The organism is Herbiconiux liukaitaii, assembly GCF_041927495.1.
GTDB lineage: Bacteria > Actinomycetota > Actinomycetes > Actinomycetales > Microbacteriaceae > Herbiconiux > Herbiconiux liukaitaii.
The window spans coordinates 1-26,017 of the sequence record NZ_JBHFHG010000009.1 but is presented as its reverse complement, the minus strand read 5'-3'; the positions used below and the strand labels follow the sequence as shown (position 1 = coordinate 26,017).

At 65.6% G+C, this 26,017-nt stretch carries 19 protein-coding genes; 6 read left to right on the top strand and 13 right to left on the bottom strand.

All coding sequences use genetic code 11. The annotated features are described in order from the left end of the window. Nucleotides 1-181: 181 nt before the first annotated feature. A complete protein-coding gene (locus tag ACEXQC_RS18635; RefSeq protein WP_374825763.1) occupies nucleotides 182-442 on the bottom strand; it encodes a DUF3892 domain-containing protein in 261 nt (86 codons plus the stop codon). Nucleotides 443-1,158: 716 nt separating this feature from the next. Between ACEXQC_RS18635 and ACEXQC_RS18630 the strand changes: the two genes are divergently transcribed. From ACEXQC_RS18630 to ACEXQC_RS19155, 5 genes are all read left to right on the top strand, one after another. After that, complete coding sequence (locus ACEXQC_RS18630) at nucleotides 1,159-1,524, top strand: DDE-type integrase/transposase/recombinase (protein ID WP_374825761.1); 366 nt, start codon at nucleotides 1,159-1,161, stop codon at nucleotides 1,522-1,524. 438 nt (nucleotides 1,525-1,962) lie between these two features. Next, on the top strand, nucleotides 1,963-2,958 hold the full coding sequence (locus ACEXQC_RS18625) for an intradiol ring-cleavage dioxygenase (protein ID WP_374825759.1): 996 nt from the start codon (nucleotides 1,963-1,965) through the stop codon (nucleotides 2,956-2,958). Nucleotides 2,959-3,027: 69 nt separating this feature from the next. Further along, complete coding sequence (locus tag ACEXQC_RS18620; RefSeq protein ID WP_374825757.1) at nucleotides 3,028-3,342, top strand: twin-arginine translocase TatA/TatE family subunit; 315 nt, start codon at nucleotides 3,028-3,030, stop codon at nucleotides 3,340-3,342. Next, a complete protein-coding gene (gene tatC / locus ACEXQC_RS18615; protein ID WP_374825755.1) occupies nucleotides 3,339-4,154 on the top strand; it encodes a twin-arginine translocase subunit TatC in 816 nt (271 codons plus the stop codon). Before ACEXQC_RS18620 ends, tatC begins: the two co-directional genes overlap by 4 nt. A 23-nt stretch (nucleotides 4,155-4,177) precedes the next feature. Further along, entirely contained in the window at nucleotides 4,178-4,570 is a 393-nt protein-coding gene (locus tag ACEXQC_RS19155) for a twin-arginine translocase TatA/TatE family subunit (RefSeq protein WP_510186168.1), read from the top strand. Nucleotides 4,571-5,595: 1,025 nt separating this feature from the next. On the opposite strand, the gene ACEXQC_RS18610 is transcribed toward ACEXQC_RS19155, so the two are convergent. The 6 genes from ACEXQC_RS18610 to ACEXQC_RS18585 all read right to left on the bottom strand — a co-directional run bounded on the left by ACEXQC_RS18610 (nucleotide 5,596) and on the right by ACEXQC_RS18585 (nucleotide 12,830). Further along, nucleotides 5,596-6,735, bottom strand: a complete 1,140-nt coding sequence (locus tag ACEXQC_RS18610; protein WP_374825753.1) for an ROK family protein — start codon at nucleotides 6,733-6,735, stop codon at nucleotides 5,596-5,598. A gap of 119 nt (nucleotides 6,736-6,854) precedes the next feature. Then, on the bottom strand, nucleotides 6,855-8,564 hold the full coding sequence (locus tag ACEXQC_RS18605; protein WP_374825751.1) for an amylo-alpha-1,6-glucosidase: 1,710 nt from the start codon (nucleotides 8,562-8,564) through the stop codon (nucleotides 6,855-6,857). A gap of 48 nt (nucleotides 8,565-8,612) precedes the next feature. Then, entirely contained in the window at nucleotides 8,613-9,374 is a 762-nt protein-coding gene (locus tag ACEXQC_RS18600; RefSeq protein WP_374825958.1) for a carbohydrate ABC transporter permease, read from the bottom strand. 56 nt (nucleotides 9,375-9,430) lie between these two features. Continuing rightward, nucleotides 9,431-10,420: a carbohydrate ABC transporter permease gene (locus tag ACEXQC_RS18595; RefSeq protein ID WP_374825749.1), complete on the bottom strand. Its 990-nt coding sequence runs from the start codon at nucleotides 10,418-10,420 to the stop codon at nucleotides 9,431-9,433. Nucleotides 10,421-10,447: 27 nt separating this feature from the next. Next, nucleotides 10,448-11,698, bottom strand: a complete 1,251-nt coding sequence (locus ACEXQC_RS18590) for a sugar ABC transporter substrate-binding protein (RefSeq protein WP_374825747.1) — start codon at nucleotides 11,696-11,698, stop codon at nucleotides 10,448-10,450. 130 nt (nucleotides 11,699-11,828) lie between these two features. After that, entirely contained in the window at nucleotides 11,829-12,830 is a 1,002-nt protein-coding gene (locus ACEXQC_RS18585; protein ID WP_374825745.1) for a LacI family DNA-binding transcriptional regulator, read from the bottom strand. 303 nt (nucleotides 12,831-13,133) lie between these two features. Between ACEXQC_RS18585 and ACEXQC_RS18580 the strand changes: the two genes are divergently transcribed. Continuing rightward, nucleotides 13,134-17,738, top strand: coding sequence for a cell wall-binding repeat-containing protein (locus ACEXQC_RS18580; protein WP_374825743.1), 4,605 nt, complete (start codon nucleotides 13,134-13,136; stop codon nucleotides 17,736-17,738). Nucleotides 17,739-18,145: 407 nt separating this feature from the next. On the opposite strand, the gene ACEXQC_RS18575 is transcribed toward ACEXQC_RS18580, so the two are convergent. From ACEXQC_RS18575 to ACEXQC_RS18550, 6 genes are all read right to left on the bottom strand, one after another. After that, entirely contained in the window at nucleotides 18,146-19,075 is a 930-nt protein-coding gene (locus tag ACEXQC_RS18575) for an ROK family protein (RefSeq protein ID WP_374825741.1), read from the bottom strand. After that, nucleotides 19,072-20,196: a glycerate kinase gene (locus ACEXQC_RS18570; protein ID WP_374825739.1), complete on the bottom strand. Its 1,125-nt coding sequence runs from the start codon at nucleotides 20,194-20,196 to the stop codon at nucleotides 19,072-19,074. Before ACEXQC_RS18570 ends, ACEXQC_RS18575 begins: the two co-directional genes overlap by 4 nt. Nucleotides 20,197-20,203: 7 nt before the next feature. Continuing rightward, nucleotides 20,204-21,190 (bottom strand): sugar phosphate isomerase/epimerase family protein, encoded by a 987-nt coding sequence (locus ACEXQC_RS18565; protein ID WP_374825737.1) that lies wholly within the window; start codon nucleotides 21,188-21,190, stop codon nucleotides 20,204-20,206. Further along, the gene (locus ACEXQC_RS18560; protein ID WP_374825956.1) at nucleotides 21,187-22,350 is read right to left on the bottom strand and encodes a dihydrodipicolinate synthase family protein; all 1,164 of its coding nucleotides are present in this window, start codon (nucleotides 22,348-22,350) and stop codon (nucleotides 21,187-21,189) included. Before ACEXQC_RS18560 ends, ACEXQC_RS18565 begins: the two co-directional genes overlap by 4 nt. Nucleotides 22,351-22,373: 23 nt before the next feature. Next, nucleotides 22,374-23,498, bottom strand: coding sequence for a Gfo/Idh/MocA family protein (locus ACEXQC_RS18555; protein ID WP_374825954.1), 1,125 nt, complete (start codon nucleotides 23,496-23,498; stop codon nucleotides 22,374-22,376). A gap of 132 nt (nucleotides 23,499-23,630) precedes the next feature. Beyond that, entirely contained in the window at nucleotides 23,631-24,671 is a 1,041-nt protein-coding gene (locus tag ACEXQC_RS18550) for a LacI family DNA-binding transcriptional regulator (protein WP_374825952.1), read from the bottom strand. Between the last annotated feature and the right edge of the window lie 1,346 nt (nucleotides 24,672-26,017).

Genomic DNA, 26,017 nt, shown 5'->3' with positions numbered 1-26,017 from the left:
GCAGGTGACTGGCTATTGTCGACGGCATAACGTCTGACACATTGGACCGCCTGGACCCGGTGCCTCCGAGTGTTGCGAACGTCCCGAGCAGACCTTCGCCGCTCCGGCAGCTCGGCTCATCAAACGAAGAAGCCCCTTCCCCGAATACGGATCAGGAAAGGGGCTTTTCGTGTTTCTGGTGTTAGCAGTCCGGCAGCTCGTCGAGGTTGTTCTTCGTCGTGTTGTCGCGGTCGGTCCGGAGGTACTTCACACCGTTCCGCGTCGCGACCCGAATCGGCGTGCGTCCGCTCTGCCACGGCACATAGTACGTGTGCATGCCGCTCTCGATTTCACGGATGGCATCAGCCTTTGCACGCGGCGACCAGCTCGCGCCGTCGTTGCAAAGGTGCGTGATGTCTCCGTAGTTGTCCTTGCCGGTCTTGTAAACAGCCCTGTCGGCCACAGTCATAATCCATTCCGCAACACGGCCACCAGCCGCGGATTTCGTGTCAATGGTGACAGTGCTTCCGCGGCTGGCTTAGGGTAGAAGTGTTCCCCGCAAAGGACACAACAAGCCCTGATCTAGCCGCTGGCCCCTAGCCGGCACTTTGCCGGTCGGGGCTTCGTTGCGTTCATGGCAATTCTACCGGCCGGGTCCGACGTTTACACGGGCAAAACTACAGCCGTGTAACTATCCACAGGGTGTACGGATCATCTCGTCGCCGCTGATCGGAGCGATTCGTCCGAGTTGTCCGAATTCCTGACGTGGCCTTTGGGAAATCCTGAGCAGCCTCACACGAAGTTCACATATTCGGCAATGAAATGTACTCCCTGCCGTGACCAGATTGTTACATGCATTCGCGTATACATATCTCCATCCACAGGCTTATGCACAAGTTGCCCACAGGCCCCTTCGTCAGCACCCACATTCCGCAACCCGATCTTGCGCGGCCTGCACGGCTCAGAGTCGTATCCAGGTTGACTTGCTGGTGCCGACCGGGGGGCGGGAGCGCACGATCGGTGAGGATGCGATGCGGGTCTCGCAGCAGATCATCGATGCCGCAGACCAGAAGTCTAGACAGGCATATTGCGGACGCCTTAGGGGACTTGATGACTCGCAACAGATGCGAATACCCAAAAGACTATTGACATAAGGTCCATTATCAGCGGTACGAACACATGCGTCATAAACGCACGGCGTGGAAGCAATGTTCCCAGGCCGGGATCCTCTCATCCGCACAGCGCCGCCGGCGCGGGAAGAGCAAGAAGGCCGGGCAGCCGGTATTCGATGATCACGTCCAGCGGCAGTTCCGCGCCGGCGCCCCGAACCGGGTCTGGCTTACGGATTTCACGGAGCCTCGGACGAGCGAAGGCAAGCTCTACTATTGCGCGATCAAGGACGTCCACTCGAAGAGAATCGTGGGGTACTCGATCAGTGACCGCATGACGGCGTTGCTCGCCGTCGACGCGCTCCGCAATGCTGTCACTCGTCGTGGTAACGTCGACGGCTGCATCCTGCACGCCGATAGGGTCAGCCAATTTTGAAGCCGCGCGATGGCCGCGAACTGCGCCGCCACGACATGGGCGGCTCGATGGGCCGAGTCTGTCCGGCCGGACACAATGCCGCCATGGAGAGCTTCTGGTCGCTCGTCCGAACAAACGTGCTCAACCAGTAGCGGTGGACGGCACGGCACGAGCTGCGCCTCGCGATCGTCGTGTGGAATGAGCGGAAGTATCACCGGCAGCGAGCCCAAGACACACTCGGCGGGTTGACACCTATCGAGTTCGAAGCCAAGCTAACCGAGCCGCTCACCCTCTCGGCGTACAACCTAACCTGTCACCAGTTCGTTCATCACGCTCGATGTATTCGAGACTTACTGCGGCTTGAGGTCATAGGAACTGCATAGCGAGGTCTTTGTCTTCCTTTAGCGGAATCGGCGATTCTGGAGTCTCATCACCCGCACAATCTCGGAAGGCTCCATCATGAAGCGCATCCCCGAACCCGAGTCGACTCCCGACGGCCCGGCCTATGAGGGGCGCCTGCTCGACCACGTTGACGAACCGGTGGTCGACCAGGGCGCCGCCTTCGACATTCGCACCCTCGTCACCCGCCGCAGCGTGCTCGGTCTGGTGGGCATCGGGATCGGCACCGTGGCACTGGCCGCGTGCACCTCCACCACGAGCGGCTCCTCGGAATCGAACATGTCCACCGGTTCGGCCGGCACCTCCACCGCAACGGCGGCGCCCACCACCGGCACCCTGCCCTCGGCCGAGATCCCCGATGAGACCGCAGGCCCCTATCCCGGTGACGGCTCGAACGGACCCGACATCCTCGAACAGTCCGGCATTGTGCGCAGCGACATCCGCTCGAGCCTGGATGGCGGCGCGACCGCGGAGGGCGTGCCGATGACCCTCAAGCTCACCATCACGGACATGGCGAACGGCGACGCACCCTTCGAGGGTGCCGCGGTCTACGTGTGGCACTGCAACGCGGCCGGCGAGTACTCGATGTACTCCGAAGCGATCGAGAACGAGACCTACCTGCGCGGTGTGCAGGTAGTGGACGCAAACGGGCAAGTGAACTTCACCTCCATCTACCCCGCCTGCTACTCGGGGCGGTGGCCGCACATCCACTTCGAGGTGTACCCCGATGTGGACTCCATCACCGACTCGGCCAACGCTATCGCCACCTCACAGGTGGCCCTGCCGCAGAGCGTGAGCGAGGAGGTGTACGCCCTCTCGGCCTACTCCGGATCCACCGCGAACCTCGCCCAGGTGAGCCTCGATACCGACAACGTGTTCGGCGACGACGGCGGGGCCCTCGAGCTCGCCACTGTCTCGGGCGGCACCTCCACGGGCTACCTCGTGGCCCTCACCGCGCGGGTCGACACCACCACCACACCCACTGCGGGCTCCGCGCCCTCAGGCGGCGGCACCGGATCGGGCGGGCCCGGCGGCGGAACCCCACCCACTCGCTGATCCCCTCATCCAGACACACGGCCAGCCTTCCACAGGTTGGCCTCCTCCCACTCGAAAGGACACCCTCTCATGGGCCTATTCCAGAACCTCACCGGTTGGCACGCACTCATCCTCCTCGCCGTGGTGCTACTCATCTTCGGCGCCACCCGTCTGCCCGCTTTGGCCAGGAGTCTGGGGCAGTCGATGACGATCTTCCGATCCGAGGTGCGCGACGGCAGCGCTGCGGCGTCCACGGCGGCGACCTCGTCCACCGAAGACGAGGCTGGCGGATCCACCACCGCATCGTCAGCGCAATCCCCCGCCGCGCCCGTGGCCACCGTGCCGTTCGCGGTGGCGCCCACCGCATCCGCGCCCTTGCAGCGGGAGGCGTCGAGCCTGTCATGACCACCACGCCCACGGCGTCCGCCGACACCCCGATGGCGACCCCCGCTCGCGGCACTATGCCGCTGGCGCAGCACGTCCAGGAGGCCCGCCGGCGGCTGGTGCGGTCGGCGGCGGCAATCGTGGTTGGCGTGGCGCTGGGCTATCTGGTCTCCGACGCGGTGCTCGACCTGTTGCGGCAGCCGATCGCCGAGCTCGCCGCCACGCGCAACGCGAGCCTCAACTACGATAGCGTGAGCGGCGCCTTCGACCTCAAGGTGTCGATCGCCTTGCTCTCGGGAGTTGTGCTGGCCAGTCCGATCTGGCTGCATCAACTCTTCGCCTTTGTCGCTCCCGGTCTCCGGCCGCGAGAGCGCCGCTACACATTCGGCTTCGTGGCTGCGGCCGTGCCGCTGTTCCTAGCTGGATGCGCCGCGGGACTGCTGGTGTTTCCGCACGTGGTGGAGGTGCTCGCGAGCTTCGCGCCTAGCGAGGACAGTAGCGTGCTACAGGCCTCGGCCTATGTGGAATTCGTGCTCAAGCTCGTCGCGGCCACGGGCGTGGCATTCGTGCTACCCGTGTTCGTAGTTCTTCTCAATTTGCTCGGTATGCTGCCAGCCAGGCGCATCCAGGCCGGCTGGCGCTGGATCGTGCTCGCCATCCTGCTGTTCAGCGCCCTGGCGACACCCTCGGCCGACGTGGTGTCGATGCTGCTGCTCGCCGCGCCGATGGCCGCGCTGTTCGCGGCCGCCGCAGTGGCCGCCGCACTTCACGATCGGGCCATCGCCCGGCGAGCGGCCGCGGCCGCGGCATCCGCACCCTCCGACCTTCCCTGACACCCTAGCGAAAGGAGACCACCGTGTTTGGACTCAGCATCGAAAAGCTCTTCGTGCTGCTCGTCATCGCCGCCTTCGTGCTCGGCCCCACCCGCCTCCCGTATTACGCCGAACGCCTAGCACAAGCCGCCCGCGGCGCCCGCGGCCTACTCGACACGGCCCGCGAACGCGCAGCCGCCGAGCTCGGGACCAGTCTCGACCCCGAGGACTGGAAACGCCTCGATCCCCGCCAGTACGACCCTCGCACCATAGTCCGCCGCGCCCTCCTTGACGAGGACACAGGAGAAGAGCAGCCCGCACCCACACCAAAACTGGCCCCATCTGCCGCTGACGTAATCCCTCAACATCCTTCAGCTCCCCCAATGACTCGACGGCCCCGTTACGACAGCCGAGGACGCGCCATCCTCACCGCATAACCCCTTCTACCCGCACCGCTCCACATGCAAAACCTCAAGCCTGGAGTGTCGCTGGTCTCGATAACTTGGGCTTTCCAAGACACCGGCCGCGACCTGGAGCCACCACTCCTGTGCCTCCCTCTTGCCCTACTCGGACTACGACCTCGAGCCCGGGCTCGCACTCAGACCTGTGCGGCGGGGGCATCTCCCCACGTGACGCCCCCACCTTGGCGATCAAGTTAGTCCTATGTCCTTCAGGCCGCCACGCGATGCGGCAGATGTCATCTGCGGTGGCGGTAAGGCGGGTAAATCGGGAGCAGCACGGCGTGCGCGGCCGAAGTCGGTAGTTGATGCGGGTGACCGATCGCGAGCGCGAAGCCCGTCTTTCGCACCTTCATCATCCTCGCTGACACCCTCGTCGCCGGCCACGACTACATCGATTCCTGCAGACGTTGGTGGAGGAGTCGGCCGGTTCTGGGCGCCGTCGAGGTCGGCATTCTCCTCCCTCAAAGTTCAGGCGAGCTGGAGGTTGCGGCTTGGACCAGTAGTCGCAGCCACCAGCTATGCCTGGTGCAGCTGAAAGCAGGCGGGCCCAGCATCGATCCGTACAACACGGGTGAGGTCATTGCCGTTGACAGCCTTGCTGCGACCTTCGCCCAGGGGCCGTGTTCGCAACTCACGTTGTTTCCAACGATTACGAAGCCATCTACTCGATCCCTGTGCGTTTGCGCGACGAGACGATCGGGTCCCTCAACATCTTCTGCGAAGCGCCAGGCACGATGGGGTCAGATGGCATGAGGTTCGCGCAGGCTTTCGCCGACGTGGAGACGATCGGGCGAGCAGTCAGCGAATCAGATGTGGCTCGCCGTTTGATTGAACAGCCGGCGCTGTCATTTCGGGCTGGTGCTCGTCGAGGCAGCGCTCGTGCGCCGAGGTGTCGCCGATCGAGTGCAGCACGTGCACACCGCCGTGCCGGCTGAGCCCGACAGGGTCGGCAGTCCTCCTTGAGTTCACACGACATCGTGTGGTCCACCCCATGTGATCGATCATGTGCAAGAGGCAGATCCCGTGTACGGGTCGGCGGACTCGACCGAGGCTACTTTTGCGTTCCTCGGCCGGTAGAACGGGTCGGCCAGAAGACGGGCGAAGACCAGCTCCGCCGCGCCGATGAGAGCCCCGTCGTCCAAGATCAGTGCCGGCAAGCATCGGGATCCGGCGTTTTCAGTACTGCGTGGACCACTGCTGGCCCGAGAAAGATCTCCCGCACTCGCGAGAAGCGGCCCGAGGAACCCGCCGAGCACGACTGCTTCCGGGTCGAGCGCGCGGACCACGTTCTCCACTCCAGTGAGGAGATACTGAAGCTGCTCCCGGGCTGTCTGCCGCAACAGGGATGAGCCGTCAGCATTTCTACCCAGGTCACTGAGGACCGCCGGCAGTTCGGCGGCCCGTTCCGGCTCCAAGCCCGCGGCAAGCAATAAAGATGTTCGATCGACTTCTGTCTCCAGGCAGCCGGTGCGGCCGCATCGGCACCGGGCACCGTCCGTTCTGACCAGCGTGTGACCGAACTCCCCTGCCTGCTCCCGGCTGCCACTCAGCAGCCTGCCGCTGATCACGATGGCGCCCCTGATCCCGCTCTCTCCTCCGTGGAGATACACGAAGTCCGCCGCCTTTCGGCCCACACCGAACGCGCATTCGGCTAGGGCGCCCGCCATCGCATCGGTGCCAATGCTCACCTCCAGATCGAGAGCCCGCTCGAGCATCGGCCCCAGGGGCACATCCGACCACCCCAGGTTCGGCGCAGACAGCACCGTGCCTAGAGTTCTGTCGACTCGACCGGGCACGGCGACAGCGACTCCGATGATGTGATGCTGCCTGTCAAGTCCGTTTCGCATGCCGTCCACGATCGCGGTGGCCATGTTGACCACCTCGGCGGCGGAGGGACTGCCTAGAGTCGGACACCGCACTTGTCGGAGCACACGACCGCCCATCGCGACGCATCCAACGGTCACCGCGTCAGTCTCCGGATGCACGACGAGCGACACCATGTGGTCCGTCACGGCGACGTTGTGGCTCGGTCGCCCCGGTCGACCGGCTCCGCGCTGGGCCGCCTCTTCCTCTCTAACGAGGCCCAGCTCCGCCAACTGGGCTACGAGCTTCGACACCGTCGAGCGATCGAACTCGGTCACGCGGGTGAGAGCCGATCTCGCTAAGGAGCGTTGGGAGTGCACCAAGCGCAATACGCGCGCGAGGTTGTCCCGGCGGAGGCACTCCTGTGGACTCAATCGGGGGCGGTCGTCTGGGTCCATCAGCCGAGCGTCAAACGCTCCTCCGCTTCTCGCGCGAAGGTGAGGTAGACGGCCGCCGTCCAGGTGTAGGCGCGGTCCCGGAGCCCCTCCCCCGTTCGCGCGTCAAAGTTCTCCGCGAATCCCGATGTCTCGCAGAGCCGACGGAAGCGCTCGCTGATACGGTCGGCGATCTCCACCTCGCCGGCCCGGCGGAGTCCATCCTCGATCAGGGCGGTGGAGGGCGCCCAGATGGGCCCGCGCCAGTAGCCGTCGTCCTCGTACTCCGCGGTGTCGACGAGCTGGGTCGCCGGCCCCCACTCGGTCAAGTGTTCTCCGATGCGTGCGGCCAGTGATTCGCTGACGGCGCCCGGCAGATGGGGAGCGGCGACGATGGGCAGGTTGTTGAGCAACGAGGTCATCTTGCTCTCGCGCCCCGTGGTCGCGCTTCTCGCGATGTATGTGTCCTCGCGCCAGAGCCCGGCGAGAGCGATGGTCATGGCACCTTCCTCCCCACTCCACATCGCCGCGTCCTCGGGCAGGCCGAGTTCTATCGCGAGCTCGGCGAGCACCGAGAACTGCACCACGAGGAACGCCGCGAGATCAGGGGATTCGATGAGCCGGTCGTGATCGAAGGTGGTGGAGTTGTCCCAGCCACTGTCGTTGCCGTGCTGGTAGTGCGCGAGTGCGTGACCGGGCACACGGCGAGAGTCGAGCCAGAACCGGGTCCAGCGAGACAGCGACACGTACAGCGAACGCAGGGTCGGTTCGTCGATGGGCTCGCTCAGGATGGACCGGAGCTTGCGAAGTGCCCAGCCGTGGATGGGGGGCTTCACGAAGTTGTAGAGCACTTCAGAGTGGGTCACGGAATCGGGCAGCGCTCCGGCGGAATCCTGGAAGTCGAAGACGATGCGGAACTGGTCGACGGCCTCGGCGGGCAGGCCCGGGGCAAGGGCAAGGGCATTGAAGCAGTGGTCCCAGCTCCAAACCTTGTCCATCCAGTGCTTCGACATGAGGACCGACTCTCGCTGCAGGAAGCCGCGGGGCGCGACGGTCGCCGACCAGAGCACGTACGCCGCCGTCTCGACAGCAGACGATGACCCGCTCCGCCAAGAGGCGATCCTCTGCACGTAGTCGTCGAACTCTTCCGCCACCGCTCGCACGAGCTGATCGAAGGTCGTGGCCGATTCGTAGGGCGGTCGTGCCGCCTCGAACTCCTCGATCGCAATCTCCCATTCGTGCCCGCTCGCCTCCACCGCGCGTTCGCTCGCACCGAGGGCTTCGGCGCCGTGGAGCGTCAGAGTGCCGCTCAGGCTCGTGATGCGGTAACGACGGCCGGTCTCGTAGGAGGTGAAGACCGCGGCTCCATCGATCGGATCCTGGAAGAAGTAGGTGCCGGTGAACGGAGTGAGCTCAGCAGAGGCATCAGCGATCCGCAGGCCGAGCCCCTGCCCCCGCAGCCGGAGGACGCTTTCGGATTCGAAGACCGCCTGTATGCGCCCGCCATCCGCTGCCAGCCAGTCGAGCGCCGCCGGCGATGCCTCGAAGATGACGTCGGCCGTGGTCTGCGGCTCGAAGGCGAAGACGGCGTTCAGGCCCGTCTGATGGGAGACGAGATGCAGCTGCTCGCGCACGGTGTGCAGGGCGACCACGGGCGAGATGTCGAGCCAGGAGCCTCGACGACTGAAGGGGATCTCGTGCACGTCGAAGTTCAGGGAGGAAGGGGAGGTCACGGAGGGGCCTTTCGGAAGACGTCGGAAAGAGGGGCGGTGGCAACCGGATCAGTCCTTGACAGCTCCTGCCGTGACTCCGGCGGCCACGTAGCGCTGGGCCACGACCAGCAGCACCGCCGCGGGGATGGATGCGACCACCGCTGTCGCCATGATCGCGTTCCAGTCCTGGTTGTTGTTGCCGATGTACTTGTAGATGCCCATCGTGATGGGCTGCAGTCGGCCGCCGGCGTTCAGCGTCGACGCGAAGATGAAGTCGGACCACGACCAGAGGAAAGCGAACAGCGACACGGTCACGATCGAGTTGCGGCTCACGGGCAAGACGATCGACCGGAAGGTGCGCCAGTTGCTCGCGCCGTCGATGCGGGCAGCGTTGAGAAGCTCGTTCGGGATGCCCGACATGAAGGCAGTGAAGATAAGGACTCCGAACGGTACGGCGAGGGTTGAGTCGGCGAGGATGAGACCGGGGATGGTGTTCAGCACACCGAGGTTGATGTAGATGGCGTAGAACCCCATCGCCATGATGATGCCGGGGATCATCTGGGCCACGAGCAGGATGAAGCTCAGCGTCGTGCCGCCTCGGATGCGGAGCTTCGCGAGCGCGAAAGCGGCCGGGGCCGAGAGCGCGAGGGTGAGCACGACGGTGCCGATCCCCACGATCAGGCTCGTGCCGAGGTAGGGCAGCTGCTGGGCGAGCACCTGCTGGTACCCCTCGAAGGTCGGGTCGAGGGGTAGCAGGCTCGGCGGGTCCTGCCGCATGGCGCCTGACTTGGTGAGAGAGACGTTGATCATCCAGTAGACCGGGAACAGCATGATGCCGGTGAGCAGGATTCCGATAGCCGAGATCCACCAGCGGCGGCTGTGTTTCTTCACGAGGGGTCCAATCGACGCTGGGCACGGATGTAGATGAGCCCGAAGACGAGGGCGATCAGGATGAGGATGTTGCCGACCGCGGCGGCGGGCGAGAGATCGGGCAGGGCGGAGCCGAAGCCGAGTCGGTACGACCAGATGGAGAGCGTGGTCGACGAGCTCCCCGGCCCGCCCTTGGTCATGATCCAGATGATGTCGAACACCTTGAGCGTGTAGACGAGGCCGAGCAGGATGGTGATGGCCGAGACCGGGCGCAGCAGCGGGAAGGTGATGCGGCAGAACTTCTGCCATCCGTTCGCGCCGTCGATCGACGCCGCCTCGTAGACCTCCTCGGGGATGCTCTGCAACCCGCTGTAGAGGATGACGAGGTTGAACGGTATCCCGATCCAGATGTTCGCGATGAGCACGGCCACGAGCGACCACTGCGGCGAGGTCAGCCAGTTGATCCCCCCGATGCCGATGGCCTCGAGGAAGGAGTTCACGACGCCTGCGTCGCTGTTGAGCATCCACGACCAGGTGGAAGCCGACACGAGCAGCGGCAGCAGCCACGGCACCAGGAAGAGTGCCCGCAGGGTTCCCGAGAGGGGGAACTTGCGGAAGAAGAACACGGCGAGGGCGAGCCCCAGGGAGTACTGGAAGATGATCGAGACGACGGTGAAGAGGGCCGTGTTCAGAAGCGACGGCGCGAAGGTCGAGTCGTAGATGACGTCGATGTAGTTGTCGAAGCCCACGAAGGGCGCTGTGCCATCGATGAAGGAGCGCACCGTGTAGTCGCGGAGGCTCAGCTCGAGGTTGCGGAAGAGCGGGTAGGCGTAGAAGACAAGCAGGTAGACCACCACGGGAAGAGCGAATCCCCAGCCGGCCCAATAGCCCTTGGAACGGCGTCGGCGCGGCGGGGTCGCGGCCGTGAGGGCGGCGGAGTCTGAGTCCGCCGCCCCCCGGCCGTGTCCACGCACAGCCGACCCTGATCGAGTCTCGGTCGCTGTCATGATCCTTCTTCTTCTTGTCGGTGGTGCTTACTCGAGGCCCGCGGCCGCGGACTCCTGTGCAGCGGCGAGCGCGTCTGCCGCGGACTGCGATCCTGTGAGCGAAGCCTGCACGGCGGTCCAGAGCTGCTCCGAGATGATCGGGTAGTCGGTGCCGAGGTTGTCGCCCGTACGGCCCTGCGCCGCGCGGACCGCATCGATCCACGGCTCGAGGGTCGGGTCCTCGGCCAGCTGCGCCTCCTGCGCCTCTTCGGTGGGGGCGACGTAGTTCAGTGCGTTGTCGCTCGCCACCACGTTGTCGGTCGAGGTGAGGCACGACACGATGGCCTGCGACGCCTCGTAGCGGGCGGAGTCGGTCTGCACTGGGATGCTGAGGAACTCGCCTCCCGTGGGGGCTGCGGCGGAGCCTCCGTCGGCCGCAGGGATCGGAATGACCTCGTAGCCTGCCTCGGCCGCGGCGGCCTTCTGCCACGTGCCGTTCTCGGCGAACGCGTACTCGCCCGTGAGGAACTCCTCCCAGCTCGTGGTCTGGGTGTTGTTGATCACCGAGTTGGGCGCGTAGCCGTTGGTCACCCAGTCGGTCCAGAGCTGCACGGCCGAGATGGCTTCGGGCGAGTCGAGCTCGGTGAGCTCGGCTCCCGACCCCCAGAACCAGGGCAGGAACTGGAAGCTGCCCTCCTCGGTACCGATCCCGGAGAAGGTGATGCCCTTCTTTCCCGAGGCGACGACCTTCTCGAGCGCCACGTTCAGCGAGTCCCAGTCGGTGACCGAGGCGATGTCGACGCCGGCGGCGGCGAGCACCTCGGGGTTGTAGTACAGGGCGAGGGTGTTCGCGCCGATCGGCACGCCGAAGGTGTCGCCGTCGATCTGCCCCGCCGCGATGAGGTTCTCCTCGACCGCCGAGACGTCGAGGCCGTTCTCCTCGGTGGTCGTGAGCAGCCCGGCCTCGGCCAGGGTCGAGATGACGGGGTTGTCGATGAGCAGGATGTCGGGCGAGCTCTTCTGCTGGCCGGCGAGGAGTGCCTTGCTGGTCAGGTCGCTGGTGTCGTAGGCGGTGCGGGTGACCGTGACTCCTGCTTCGGTGGCGCAGGCGTCGATGACCTTCGCCCACTCACTGGTCTCGTCGTACTGGGGGTACGGGTCCCAGAACGCGTAGTCGCCGGCGGCGGTATCCGTGCTGCCTCCGTCGGTTCCGGGGGCGGAGCAGCCCGCCAGCGCGACGCCGACTCCGGTGGTGACGGCGAGGACGCCGGCGATACGGGACCTCTTGAATGTGATCACGATATTCCTCTCTGAATGGTCGTTCGTTCGGTGTGTGGTGCTCGTGTTCGTGGTGCAGGTGTTCACAGGGTTACGTCGAACCGGTTCGACTGGCGACCGCGAAGAAGGGCTGAGGGCTCCTTCGTCGGGATCAGGCCGTGCTCGAGCGGATCGTCAGTTCCGGTTCGACGAATTTCACGACCGGCGGCGAGTAGTCCGGGTCGATGATCCGCTGTACCAGGTGCTGGACCGCTTCGCGGGCCAGCACATCGGGCGAGGTCTCCACCGCCGTGAACGGCAGCTGGAAGCTCCTCCCGAAATCGCGGGGGAAGAGGCTCACGACCGACAGGTCGTCAGGCACTCGGGTGCCGCGCTCCTGGAGGATGCGCGGCAGGGCGGCCACCGACGCGTCGTTGTGCACGATCAGGCCGGTCGCCGTGGGGCGGGCATCGAGGATCGCATTCATGCTGCGGCTGATGGCTGGCTGCTGCGATTCCCCGTAGTACGTGTAAAGCGTCATCCCATAGCGGGTCGCCCGCTCCATCGCGGCGTCGCGGAACCGCCACGCGTAGGCACCGCCGCGTTCGAAGACATGGCGGGGCGGCGAGACGAGGATGACCTCTTTGTGGCCGAGCCCGAACAGGTGGTCGACGAGCATGCGGGCGCTCTCACCGAAGTCGAGGTCGAACACATCGACTCCCTCGGTGTCACGCGGAAGCCCCACCAGGGCTCCGGGCTGCCGAGCCTCTCGGAGCGGCTGCAGACGTGGGTCGTCATGGGTGACGTCGAGCAGCACGATCCCGTCGACCATGTTCGACGACGTGATGCGGCGCACGGAGGCCGCACCGTCGGAGTCCGTCACCATGAGGATGTCGTATCCGACCTCCCTGGCAGCCTGCGAGACGGCATAGATGTACTGGAGCATCGCCGGCGGGAATTCGTCCTCATGAAACTGCAGGAGCAGACCCAGCACCATCGTCTCGGAGGTGGCGAGGGCTCTCGCCCCAGCATTCACGGTGAATCCGAGGCGGGAGATTGCGGACTCGATGCGCTCACGCGTCTCGTTGGAGATGGTGCGTTTGCCCGAGAGGGCATACGACACGGTGCTTCGAGAGACTCCCGCCTCCCGCGCAACATCTCCGATGGTAGCCACGTCGCTCCTCCAATGGATAGGTCCGGACCCGTTTTGGTCGAACCGGTTCGATCACCGTAGCGACTCGGCGGGGTCCGCGCAAGTGCCCATGGTGTCGAACGCCGCATCCCCGCCAGCTCGAGCCCCGGCATCGCCCTGATACGTCTGGTCGATCGGTCCTTGCCTTGCTTCAGGTCCTGTGCTTATAGTCGTCGAACCGGTTCGAACGACCAGCGACCGGACGAGCAACGACGCTTGCACGGCATCCTCGCGGCCTTCCCGCTCTGCCCTCCGGCGTCGCCCGACACCCAAGAGAGGTACCCCGTGGATCAACGAATCCCGACTGCACGCAGAGCACGACCGAGACCGGCACCCATCATCGCCTGCGCCGCCGCCGCGGCACTGACGGCGGGCGCGTTGTCCGGCTACACACCGGCAAACACGGCCCACGCGAGCACCCTGGCCGCCGTTCCCGCCGCCCTTCCCTCCGACTCGCTCGTGCTCGACTACACGTTCGAGGCCGACACCATCGACGGCTCGACCGTCGTCGACCAATCCCCGCGCGGCCTCGACGGCGCGATCAGCAACTTCGGTGCGGACTCCCTCGTCGAGGGTCGCACCCCCGGCACCACGGGGCTCGACCTGACGGGTGGGCCAACCGGTTCGACGACCGCCCCCTTCGTGACGGTGCCCAATGGGTTGTTCTCCGACACCGCAGCTGTCACGGTCTCAGCCTGGACGAAGTGGTCCGGCTCTGCCGGGTTCCAGTGGCTCTACGGCCTCGGCAAAGACGCCGACAACTCGCTGTTCTTCACGCCGAAGTTCACGGACTCGGATAACTTTGCGCGCACCTCGGTGAAGCAGGTCACGGGCGGCGGCCAGGCAGACGCGTCCTACGGAACAGCCCTCCCCGCCGATACCTGGGTGAACGTCACCACGGTGCTCGACGGCAGCACGATCATCTCCTACCTCAACGGGCTCGAGGTCTCACGCGGAGCGGCACCCCTCGACGTCGCAGCCACCCTGGGGTCGACCGAGCCGGCCTCGAGCGGCTACATAGGCCGTCCGTTCTGGAACGTCCACCCGTTCTATGACGGTGTCGTCGACGACTTCCAGGTCTACTCCGCAGCCCTCACTCCCGAGCAGGTCGCCGAGCTCGCCGGTCCGGCCGTGCCGACCGTCGAGTCCGTCACGCAGACCACGGTCGAGGCGAGCACCGCCGTCGGTGTCGCCCCGGCACTGCCCGGCGTGAAGGCGCTCTTCAGCGACGGGGTCGAGCGGGAGACCTCCGTGACCTGGGACGAAGTGCCCGCCGAGGCCTACCAGAGCCGTCGCAGCAGCTTCACCGTCAACGGCGTCGTCGACGCCACAGGCACCGCCGTGACCGCCACAGTGGCCGTTGTCGCCGAGGGCGAGCTTTCTATCGATCTCAGTGAGACGACCGGCGCCTTCATGGGCGGCGCCTCCGGAACCCTCTACGGTCTCTACGGTCAGGATCTCCCCTCGAACAACCTTCTCGAGGGCATCAAGCTCCGCACCGTGGCCACCAAGGCGCAGGACGGCCCGCAGCACCCCGGTGCCGACGCACTCGAGGTGGTGAAGCCGCTGGCCGACAGCTCGGACGGCGACGTCTACATCTACATGACTGACATCTACCGCGGATTCCCGTACCAGGTGCCCGGAAACTCGGGTGACGAGAAGCTGGCCGATTTCAAGGCGAAGATCGCCACTCAGGTCGACCAGGTGCTCGAACTGCCCGCCGAGTACCAGGACAACATCGTTTTCGTGCCGTTCAACGAGCCCGAGGGCAACATGTTCGGCAATGGCGGCGAGTCCTTCTACGGCGTGAGCTGGCTCGACGACCCTGCGGAGTTCTTGCAGGCCTGGGACGAGGTGCACGCGCTGATCAAGGGCAAGATGCCCGATGCCCGCATCGCCGGCCCCAACACGAGCGTGCTGTTCGACCAGGTGCGCGGCTTCCTGCGCCACACACTCGCCGAAGACACCGTGCCTGAGGTCATGACCTGGCACGAGCTGAGCGACCCCGCCTCGATCCGGCGGAACGTCGACCGATACCGCGCGTGGGAGGCTGAGGACTTCGTCGGCACCGCCTACGAGGGCGAGCACCTGCCGATCAACCTCAATGAATACGCGTTCAACTACCACACCTCGGTTCCCGGCCAAATGATCCAATGGGTCTCAGCGCTCGAGGACAAGAAGGTCGACGGCGACATCGCCTACTGGAACATCGACGGCAACCTCAGCGATTCGGCTGTGCAAGCCAACCGCGGCAACGGGCAGTGGTGGCTGCTCAACTCCTACGGCCAGATGACCGGAGACACCGTCACCGTCAACCCGCCGTCGGCGGAGAGCTACACCCTCCAGGGCGTCGCCACCCTCGACACCGGCAAGAAGCGCGCCCAGGCGCTGTTCGGCGGCTCCGCAGGAGACCAGAGCGTCTACTTCGACGAGGTACCGGCCGACGTGTTCGGCTCCACCGTGCACGCTCTCGTGCGGGAGATCCGCTGGACGGGACAGCTCGGCGATTCGGGTGAACCCCAGGTCGTCAAGGAGTTCGACGTGCCCGTCGTCGACGGCACGGTGCAGCTCCAGTTCGGCGCCGAGCTCCCCCAGCTCGATGCCGACTCGGCCTACGAGGTCGTGCTCACTCCCGGCGCCAACGCCACCTCACCTGCCCAGCCAATCGACACTTGGCGGGCGAAGTACGAGGCGGAGGATGCCGCGCACTCGGGTACCGGCTGGAGCCGCAACGGCCCCGAGGGAACCCCCGGCAACGTAGGCGGCTTTTACACCTCCGGCAACTACAATGTCGGCGGCCTGCGCACGGGTTCGGACGTCAAGCTCGACTTCGCGGTCGAGGTGCCGGAGACGGGATCGTATGACCTGTCGCTGTTCGCCAGCGCGGAGAACGTATTCGGCCGGAACGCCGAGCAGGGACCGGTGAACGTGTTCGTCACCGTCGATGGCGGTGCGGAGCAGGAGGTCTTCCTCCCGCTCGGCTACAAGTGGGTGGTGTGGGACCACGCCGACACCACGATCGACCTGACCGCTGGCGCCCACACCATCTCGGTCTCCGCCAAGAGCCTCGACGGATCCAGGGGCACCAAGGGTGACGCGATCCTCGACAAGATCGAACTCGCGCTCCCCAACCCGGACGCCGCGTCGATCTACGAGGCCGAGAACGCCACCCTGTCCGACTCCGCGGTCACCGACTACAGCCGCACTGGAGTCTCCGGATCGGGAGTCGTCGAACTGACGGGTGAGGCGACGTCCACGTTCTGGGTCTACTCGCAGGCCGACGCAGCCTCCACGCTGTCGTTCTCGGCCGAGGGTGAAAGTGCGGTGACGGTGAACGGTGTGGAGGCCGGTTCGCTCTCCGGCGACGAGTCCATCACAGCATTCCTCTCGGGCGGCGTGAACAAGATCGTCGTCACGGCAGCGACCGGCGAGCTCGTGCTCGACCGCGTCGTGGTCTCCGAACCCGATGCGCCCGTCGCTTCGGAATCGTACGAGGCCGAGGATGCAGCCCTCGCCGGCACGGCGGCCATCCGCCCGCTCACGCTGGCATCGGGTGGGGAGGCCGTCGGAACCATCGGCGGTGAGCCAGGCAACGACTCCGCGCTCACCTTCGACTCGGTCACCGCACCGGCCGACGGCACCTACGCGCTAACCATCCGCTACTCCAACGAGGAGCAGTCGCCAGCGACGCATTACAACCCAGACCCGCTGGCCCGGCTCGCCACGCTCAGCGTCAACGGCACCGAGTCGACGGTCACGTTCCCGCACTCGTTCCATCAGAACAACTTCTGGGAGCTGACCGTCCCGGTGACCCTCCAGAAGGGCGAGAACACCATCTCGTTCCGCTCGGAGGAGAAGCCGAACTTCGACGGAGTGACCTACATCTCGGACCAGTTCCCGGGAGTGCTCCTGCGTTCGAAGTACGCACCTAACATCGACCGCATCAGCATCACGCCGTTCGTGGTCGACGACGCGCCCACACCCGAACCGACCATCGAGGTCGACCGGATCGCGGGAGCGGACCGGTACGAGGTCGCGGTGAACACCTCGAAGGCCGGGTTCCCAGACGGCTCGAACACCGTGTACGTCGCCTCCGGTGCGGTGTTCCCGGATGCCCTGTCGGCAGCTCCAGCTGCGACGGTCGCGGGTGCACCAATCCTGCTGACCACAACTGCTGACCTGCCAGCAGGGGTGGCGGCCGAGATCAAGCGGCTGGGCGCTTCGAAGATTGTGATCGTCGGCGGCACCTCGACTGTGTCGGCGAATGTCGAAGCTTCCCTGAAGAAGCTCGGCGCTGTCACTCGGATCGGCGGAGCCGACCGGTACGAGGCGTCACGGAATATCGCGAAGGCTGCATTCCCGGACGGTGCTCCCACAGCGGTCCTAGCTGCCGGCACGACGTTCGCTGACGCCCTGTCGGCGGGTGCTGCGATTGATGGCGAAGGCCCGGTGATCCTCGTGAACGGCGCGGCCTCGACGTTGGATGCGGCTACGAAGAATCTGCTTGCTGACCTCGATGTGAAGAGCATCGCGATCGCCGGTGGTGAGGCCTCGGTCTCGGCAGGCATCCAGACGGACGCGGTCAAGATCGCGACCACGGTGCGACTGGGTGGTGTTGACCGATACGAAGCGTCTCGCAGCATCAATGATCACTTTTTCTCCGAAGCTGATCACGTGTTGCTCGCGACTGGGCTGAAGTTCTCCGATGCCCTCTCGGGATCGGCATACGGGCCCCGGATCGATGCGCCCCTGTTCACGGTGAAAGCGGACTGCGTCCCCGCGCCTACGCTGGCTCAGATCAGGGATCTAGGCGCCACGAAGGTCACTCTCCTGGGTGGTCCGGCTTCGCTCTCAGCGGCGCTCGAGGATCTGGAGGCATGCACTTCGTAATAGGACCTCCCGCAGCGACGGCGCTACCCTTCTGCCCGTCCATCTGCCACTAGGCGGGCACCAAATCGTTCGATTCGGTGCCCGCCGCCTCCTTAAGGCCAATGAAATGCACCCGGAACGCGTCAAGCTACCGACCCTTAGGGAACTAACCTACGCAAAAAACTCTCCGCACTCGCAAGCCGGGTCACCGTGTCGGGTCTCCGGCGCGGGCAGGGGAATCTGAAGCCGGGCGCGAGCTAGACCTTCCGGTACTATTCTGCGACGGATGTCCCCTCCACTCTCGCGTTCACCGCGGGTCGTCAGTCGGTCGTCCACTCGCAAAGTGAGCGCGTCGGGACGGACGACGCTAGCGGCTCCCGGTCACCCAGTGGCCTACTATGCCGTCATATCAGGGACCAGAAGCGGGCTCAGGCGATCAGGTCGGATCGGTGCACAAGGCCAGCAGCTCCGATGAGCGGGCTATCGTCTGAGAGGGCTGACGGCTCCACACGAATGTCCCTCATGGTGATCAGCGGAGCCATCTCGGTGAGACTCTGGCGGATAAGAGGGAAAAGGTCCTGGCTGACTTTGGAGAACCCACCGCCGATCGCAACTGCTTCGAGATCCAGAAGGGCACCAACAGAAGAAATACCTTCGGCAATCGCTCTAGCACACCTTTGCACAGCCAAGATGGCCACCTTGTCGCCAGCCTCATACGCGTCAGCAAGGTCTTCGCCCGAAGTACCTGCCCAACCCTGTGAACGTGCCCATGTGACAATCTTCGGCCCGGCCGCGATGCCCTCCAACGTCACACCGTAGTCAAGCCCCGGGCCGGCGCGGGTAGCGAGTTGGATCTGGCCGATGTGGCCGGCGTTCCCGGACCGGCCGTGCACGATTCGCCCATCGACAAGCAGTCCCCCGCCGATGCCAGTCGAGACGACCATTCCCAGAGCGGTTCGGTAGTTCTGGAGCGCTCCGACCCAGTGTTCGGCGAGCACGATGCAGGTGCCGTCCAGCCTCACGGTCGGTTGCAGCCCGGTGAGGTCCCGTACGAGGGTAGCCAACGGGTAGGAGCGCCAGGCTGGCAGGTTGAGAGGGGATACTGTCTCGCCGGAAATGGAGATCGGACCAGCGCTCCCGACACCGACCCCTCCGATCTCAGCCCCGGGTACCGCTTGGAGCGCACGCGTGACCACGGTTTCAACTGCGCGAGCGATACCCTCTCTGGATTGTTTACGTCCTGTGGGTGCACGGTGCCGGGTATGGGAAAGCAATTCTCCGTCCTGGGTGACCAGCGCAGCTTCGACTTTTGTTCCCCCGAGGTCGACTGCCAACGCGATGCTGGGCGCGCGAGTCATGCCGCAAACCCTTCCGCCAGGAGCGAGCCAGCTAAGTGGAGCCACCTCTTCGGATCATTCATTGACGCTCGCACGCCGCCAGCGAGGTCGCTGAGAGCGATCGCTGTGGCGAACAGGCCGGGGGCTGGTGCGGCAGGAATGCTGCCGGCGACCAGGGCGCAGGGTACGTGGGCTGCGGAGGCGAGTCGGCGGACGTGACCGGTGACTTTGCCGTTCTCGGACTCGGGGTCGTAACGACCCTCCCCAGTGATGACGAGGTCCGCGGAGGCGATTGCATGCTCCAACCCGGTGACGACCGCAATGGTCGCCGACCCCGATGTGACCGACGCGCCCCAGGCGATCATCGCAAACCCTGTCCCGCCGGCAGCGCCTGCGCCCGATTGCATCGGATCGGCCGGAAGGCTTGGACGCAACGCTGCGGCCAAGCGCGCGAGATTGAGGTCAGCATCATTGACGCGGTCGGTCTCAATGCCTTTTTGTAGGCCGAATGCGGCAGCGGCGCCAGTCGGCCCCAGGAGCGGGCTCATGACATCGGAGAGTATTCGAACCTTCATTCCCGAAGGAATGGCTCTTAGGTTCGTGACGTCAATCTCGGCAATACGAGCCAGCGCTGAGTTGCCGAGCCCGACATCACGGCCATCAGAGTCGGAGAAGCGGGCGCCGAGTGCGGTGAGGGCGCCGTGGCCGCCGTCGGTTGAGGCGCTTCCTCCAAGCGCAAGCACGAGTTCGGAGGGCCGTGAGTCCAGCGCTGCACTGATGGCTTGCCCGAACCCATAGGTGTGGGAATCCCATGGGCGGAGACGGTCCAGAAGGGTGATGCCGCTGGTATTTGCAAGTTCCACCACCGCGACAGAACGTTGAGGTGTCTCTGGGTCCAGGAACAGCCAGGTGGTGTCCACGTCCCGGCAGTCCGGCCCAATCACAGTGATGGGCATGCGGGCGGCACGGCCGGGCAACGTGGCTTCGATCGCATCGATGGTGCCTTCGCCCCCGTCTGCCATTGGAAAGACCCGGACCGAGTCGGCCGGCCGAACGCAGCACCAGCCGTGGGCGATAACAGCTGCCGCGTCGCTGGCGGCCATGGAACCCTTCAAAGAGTCGGGGGCGATGACAATTCTCATCAGCCGTCTATGCGATGTCGATGTCGATGTCGAGGAAAGGCTCGACCAGTTCTACGTAGCGGCGGGCCAGGGTGGCGACCGTGTCAGCCCCGGGCGCGGCCCACACGTCTGCGTGGAAGATTTCGACCTCAATGTCTCCGGTGTAGCCGGCCGCCGCTACCTGCCGGGTGAAGTGTGGGAAATCGATATGGCCGTCGCCCATCATTCCGCGGGAGAGTAGCGTGTCGGCGGGCAGCGGGGTGATCCAGTCGCAAACCTGGTAACTCACGATGCGGCCCATGGCACCGGCGCGGGCGATCTCCGCATCGACTCGCGGCTCCCACCACAGGTGGAAGGTATCGATCACGACGCCCACCTCGTCAGGCGCGAACTGCTCGGCGATGTCGAGCGCCTGCCCGAGCGTGGAAACCACACCGCGGTCAGCGGCGAAGATCGGGTTCATCGGTTCGATGCCGAGCACTACGCCGAGCTGCTTCGCAACAGGGGCAAGCTCGGCGATCGCCTCGACCGCGCGGGAGCGGGCTCCGACGAGGTCTTTCGAACCCTCCGGCAGGCCGCCCGGAACGAGCACGAGTGTCGCCGCGCCCAGCGTGGCAGCTTCTTCGAGGGCGCGCAGGTTCTCGTCGTGGGCGGCCCGGCGCGCGGCCTGGTCGATCACGGTGAAGAAGCCGCCGCGGCAGATCGAGGACACCCGTAGTCCGGAATCAGCGATCCACCGCGCGGCCGTCTTGAGGCCGACTTCGGAAAGCGGTTCGCGCCACACCCCGATGCCGCCGAGCCCGGCCGCAGCGGCGCCGTCGATAGCTTCACGCAGGCTCCAGTTCGCGGTGGTGCGCTGGTTGAGCGCGAGCCGGGCGAGCCGCGAGTCACCATTCTGGGGCGTCGGCACGGTGGCAGCGCGACCGCTCGGCACGTCGATGGTTGCCGGCGGATCTGTCAATGCACCGGATGCGCCACCAGGCACATTTGATGCAGCCTCGGGATACGCGGTCATCGCGTCGCCCCGAGCGTCTCGGCGAGGAGCCCGACGCGGTGCGCCGCGAGCTCTGGGTCGGGCAGCAATCGCGCCTCGTTCGCGAGTTCAAAGACACGGGTCAGGTGCGGGAGGCTGCGTGCTGACTGCAGGCCGCCCACCATCTGGAACCCGTTCTGCGTTCCAGCCAGCCAGCCCATGAAGGAGATCCCGACCTTGTAGTAGAACGTCGGTGCCTCGAAGAGGTGTCGAGAAAGCTCAAGCGTTGGTGCCATCTCAGCGTCGTAGCGGGCGAAGTCGCCGTCGTCGAGTGCGGCGAGAGCCGCGGAGGCAGCCGGCGCGATGGCGGCAAAAGCGCCGAGCAGCGCATCCGAATGACCCTGTCCGTCTCCGCGGATGAGCTCGGGGTAGTTGAAGTCGTCGCCCGTATAGAGGCGCACTCCCTCTGGGAGGGCGCGGCGGAGACCGATCTCGTGTTCGGCGGAGAGCAGCGACACCTTCACTCCATCGATGTTCGCGGCGTGTGCGTTCACGAGCTGCAGGAACGTAGCCGTGGCCGTCTCGACGTCCGTCGAGCCCCAGTAGCCTGCGAGCTGCGGGTCGAACACTTCGCCGAGCCAGTGCAGAATGACCGGGCTGGCGGCCTGGCCGAGGATGCGGTCGTACACGGCGAGGTAGTCGTCGGCCGCGGCAGCGGCACGGGCAAGGTGCCTCGACGCCATCACGATCACCTGGGAACTGGTGCCCTCTACGAACTCGAGCTGCTCAAGGTAGGCGTTCTGCACCTGTTCGAGAGTTGCCGGTGTCGCCGCGGTGGCCGCATCGGGGAGGTGATCGGTGCCCACGCCGGAGGCAATTCGCGCGCCGAACTCTTTGGCTTGGGCGGCGCTGCGCGAGATGAGCTCCTGGGTGGCGGGCCAGTCAAGGCCCATGTTGCGTTGTGCCGTGTCCATCGCCTCGGCGACCCCTAGGCCGTACTTGAACAAGCCCCGCCGGAAGGCCAGCGTTGCGTCCCAATCGATCGCGGCGGGCGCACCCGGCGCGTTGTTCCCGTGCGGGTCGGCTACTACGTGCGCGGCCGCGAATGCCACTCGAGAGGTGTATGGCTGACGGTGCTCCACCCACTTACGGGGCTCGTTCAACTCGATCTCCCGCCAGCCGTCGGTCGTGGGGAGAGCGATTCTGGTGCCCGTAGCCGACGGGATCACAGCGCTACCTTCTCGATCTCGATGCGGCGTCCCTCGTTGGACGAACGCAGTCCTGCGTCGACGAGCTGCAGGCCGCGCACGCCGGCGGCGAGGTCGTAGGGGTGGGGGCGGCCGAGGGCGACGTCCTGCAGGAACTGCTCCCACTGCGCGCGGAAGCCGTTGGCGTACTCCTGGTTGTCGGGGATCTGGGTCCACTGGGACGGAAAGTTCTGATCGGTCGGCAGGTCGGGGTTCCAGACCGGCTTCGGGGTGTTGACCCGCGGCTGCACCTTGCAGCCGAACAGGCCGGCGACGGCCGAGCCGAGCGTACCGTCGACCTGGAACTCGACCAGCTCGCCGCGGTCGACCCGCACCGCCCAGCTCGAGTTGATCTGCGCGATGATGTCGCCCTCGAGCTCGAAAATGCCGTAGGCGGCGTCGTCGGCGGTGGCCTCATAGCGGTTGCCCTGCTCGTCCCAGCGCTCGTGGATGTGGGTGACGGCCTTCGACGAGACCGCCTCGACCCGGCCGAAGAGGTTCTCGAGCACGTAGTTCCAGTGGCAGTACATGTCGAGGGTCATGCCGCCGCCGTCCTGCTCGCGGTAGTTCCAGGAGGGGCGCTGGGCGGGCAGGTAGTCGCCTTCGAAGACCCAGTAACCGAACTCGCCGCGCACGCTCAGAATGCGCCCGAAGAAGCCCGAGTCGACCAGACGCTTGAGCTTCAGCAGCCCCGGCAGGTAGAGCTTGTCGTGCACGACCCCGTTGATGACGCCGGCCGCGTTCACCGCATCGACGAGTTCGAGGCCGTCGGCCACCGTGTTCGCGATGGGCTTCTCGGTGTAGATGTGCTTGCCGGCCGCGATGGCCCGCAGGATCGCGTCCTTGCGGGCACTCGTCACCTGAGCGTCGAAGTAGATGGTGGCAGTCTCGTCGGCCAAGGCCGCGGCGAGATCCGTTGTGTACTCGGCCACCCCGTGCAGCGCGGCGAGCTCGGCGAGCTTTTCGGCGTTCCGGCCGACGAGGATCGGCTCCACTGTAAGGCGGTTGCCGTTCGGCAGCAGCACTCCCCCATCGTCGCGGATCGCGAGGATCGACCGCACTAGGTGCTGGCGGTAGCCCATGCGTCCGGTGACCCCGTTCATGATGATGCGAAACGTCTGCGTCGACACGCCGTCTCCTTTGCTGTGGCCTTCCAGAGTGGAAAGCGCTTTCCAGCACCATAAAGCAAGAGCGAGGAGACGGCAAGTGCACATCTCGCCGCCTCGTTCCGCTGGTCAGCTGATGCGGGGCGTGCTCTCCCGAATGACGACGTGTGCTTCGACCGGGGATAGAAGCTCATTCTCGCCCAGAGCTGCGCCGAGGGCACGACGCCCGATTTCGGGCAGCGGGATGGCGACTGTGGTGAGGTTTGGGATGACGTCTCGGAGGAGCATGATGTCGTCAAAGCCGGCGACTCCCACATCCCTTCCGGGCCGGAGTCCCTCGTCCCGCACCGCGGTCATGACTCCAAGTGCCATGGCGTCGGTCACAGCGAAGACGCAGGTTCTAGGTGGCAATGGGTCGCGCAGCAGGATTCTGGTCGCGTGATAGGTATCGTCGCGGCTAAGTTCGGTCGGCATTAGCGCGGCCAGGGGTATCGGCCGAGCTGACGACGAGATGCCGTTGATAAACCCACGCACCCGTTCGCGGGGAGTGACTGCGGCGGCCGGTCCGGCCATAACGACGAAGTTTTCGTAGCCCAGATCAGTGAGCCTGCATCCAAGTTCTGCCGCGCCAGCACGGTTATGGACTTCGACAAGGCCTCGGGAGGTTCGGTCCGCTGGGTCATCCTCGGGGAGGGAGCCGACGAATGCGATGTGACCGCCGCGCTTTTCATAGGCAGAGAGCTCGGCGTCCAGGAGTGCCGCGCGCGGTTGGTCGTCGCGTCGGCTGCCGGCAAGCACGATCGCTCGCGGCCGCTGCGATCGCAGCGTTTTCACCGCGCGTATTTCGCCGTCGGGGTCGTTTCCCGTTGCGATCAGGGTGACCATAAGGCCTCGCTCGCTTGAGGCGCTGATGAGGCCCGCCGCGATGCCGGAGAAATAGGGGTCGGCGATGTCACCGACGATCAGCGCAACCGTCTGATCTGCACCGAGTGCCATCGCCTGTGCACGCGCATCTACGACGTACCCGAGTTGCACCGATGCGGCTCTCACGCGCTGCTCGAGCTCCGGTCCGACCTTTCGGGCACTGCCATTGACGACCCGTGAAGCGGTCGCCAAGGACACCCCCGCCAGCTCTGCGACGGCTGCCAACGTCGCTGGGCCACCGTCCATCGTTTCGGGTGTTCCGCGATCTCCTGGCCCCGCTTTGTGACCGGACATTCGCCCCCCTTTGCCTTTACGCTCGGGCTCTCCCGGCGCCTCAACAGTAACAACGCACCAGTACGCAGCTGCGGGGTTGAGAGGGGAGCAGACGAGTGAGGGTTGCGCTCTCGGCCAGGTATTGCGGCGCCATAAGGGGATAGCGCTGTCTAAGCGGTTCTGCGATGAAGGAGATCCATGACGAACGAACGTGATGGACGAGGCGGGTGGGGGCAACGACCGTCGCGAGCATCGTGCTCACTGGGGCGGCGATTACCGGAGCCCCACTAACCGCACCAGCTGATGAGAAGGCGTCGGTCCGGACTCTGACGACGGTAGAGCCGGGGGCATTGAGCACCCCGTCATCGGCGTGACGGGGGAATCGTTGCAGACGGCGCTGACCGCTGTGCAGGATCGGCCTGCACTCCGGCTGAGGTCGCGTAGTCAGACCGAACACGCCGTCCCGGTACACGGGCATCTTTAAGAACAACTCGATCAGCATCGCGGAGCTGCGCCTGTACGGCCGGCACACCGGGCCCCGGCGTCAGCGATGACGATCGCCCGCACAGCGAGCTCAAAGGCGATCAGCAATCTCGCCGTGCTCGGCGACGCCGTGACCGAGTGGTTCAGCAAAGCCGCACCGATAAGCGCCCCGGCGGTCACGATCGATGCGACTTCGGTCGGGGAGGTCAGCAGCGACGGGTGCACCTGGACAACCTCCAGTCTCGTCGACGCTAGTTGGGCGGCGAACAAGAAGTCAGCTTCCGGATGGACCATACCGATGCGGTCGGTGCGAGCGAGCCGGGGACGAATCGCACGACGGATGCGTCCAGGGTCTACCTCACCTGTGACGACGGCCTGATCACCGGTCTCGCGTCTCGAGTCGTCGCCGTCTAGCCGACGAGGTCGCCGGAACCAGCGAAGGATACTCACGTCGCTAAGCTGTTCGATCGATCAGTCGGCACGTTCACGGACGCGGGCCCGCCCGGCGGCCAGTTCTACCTGATCCTCGATCTGGGCACCGGAAAGGCGGTCACCGTGGACCACGCAGACCTCCTCGTCCGCCAGGACGGCAACAGCGTCAGTCGGGCTGCGAGCACCTACCTTCAGGGATCGAACGATCTGACCACCTGGACGCGGATCACACCGAACGCCACCGGGGCGTTGGGGGGCAAAGCCTCGCGTCCGCCACCCGCGATACCGGTACGTGCGGATCAGCAACACCGACTGGATCAACATCGCGGAGCTGCGCGTGTTCGGAACGGCCAGCTAGCCCGACCGGTCAGCGGATGGAGCGGTGGGGGGGGGGGGGGGGGGGG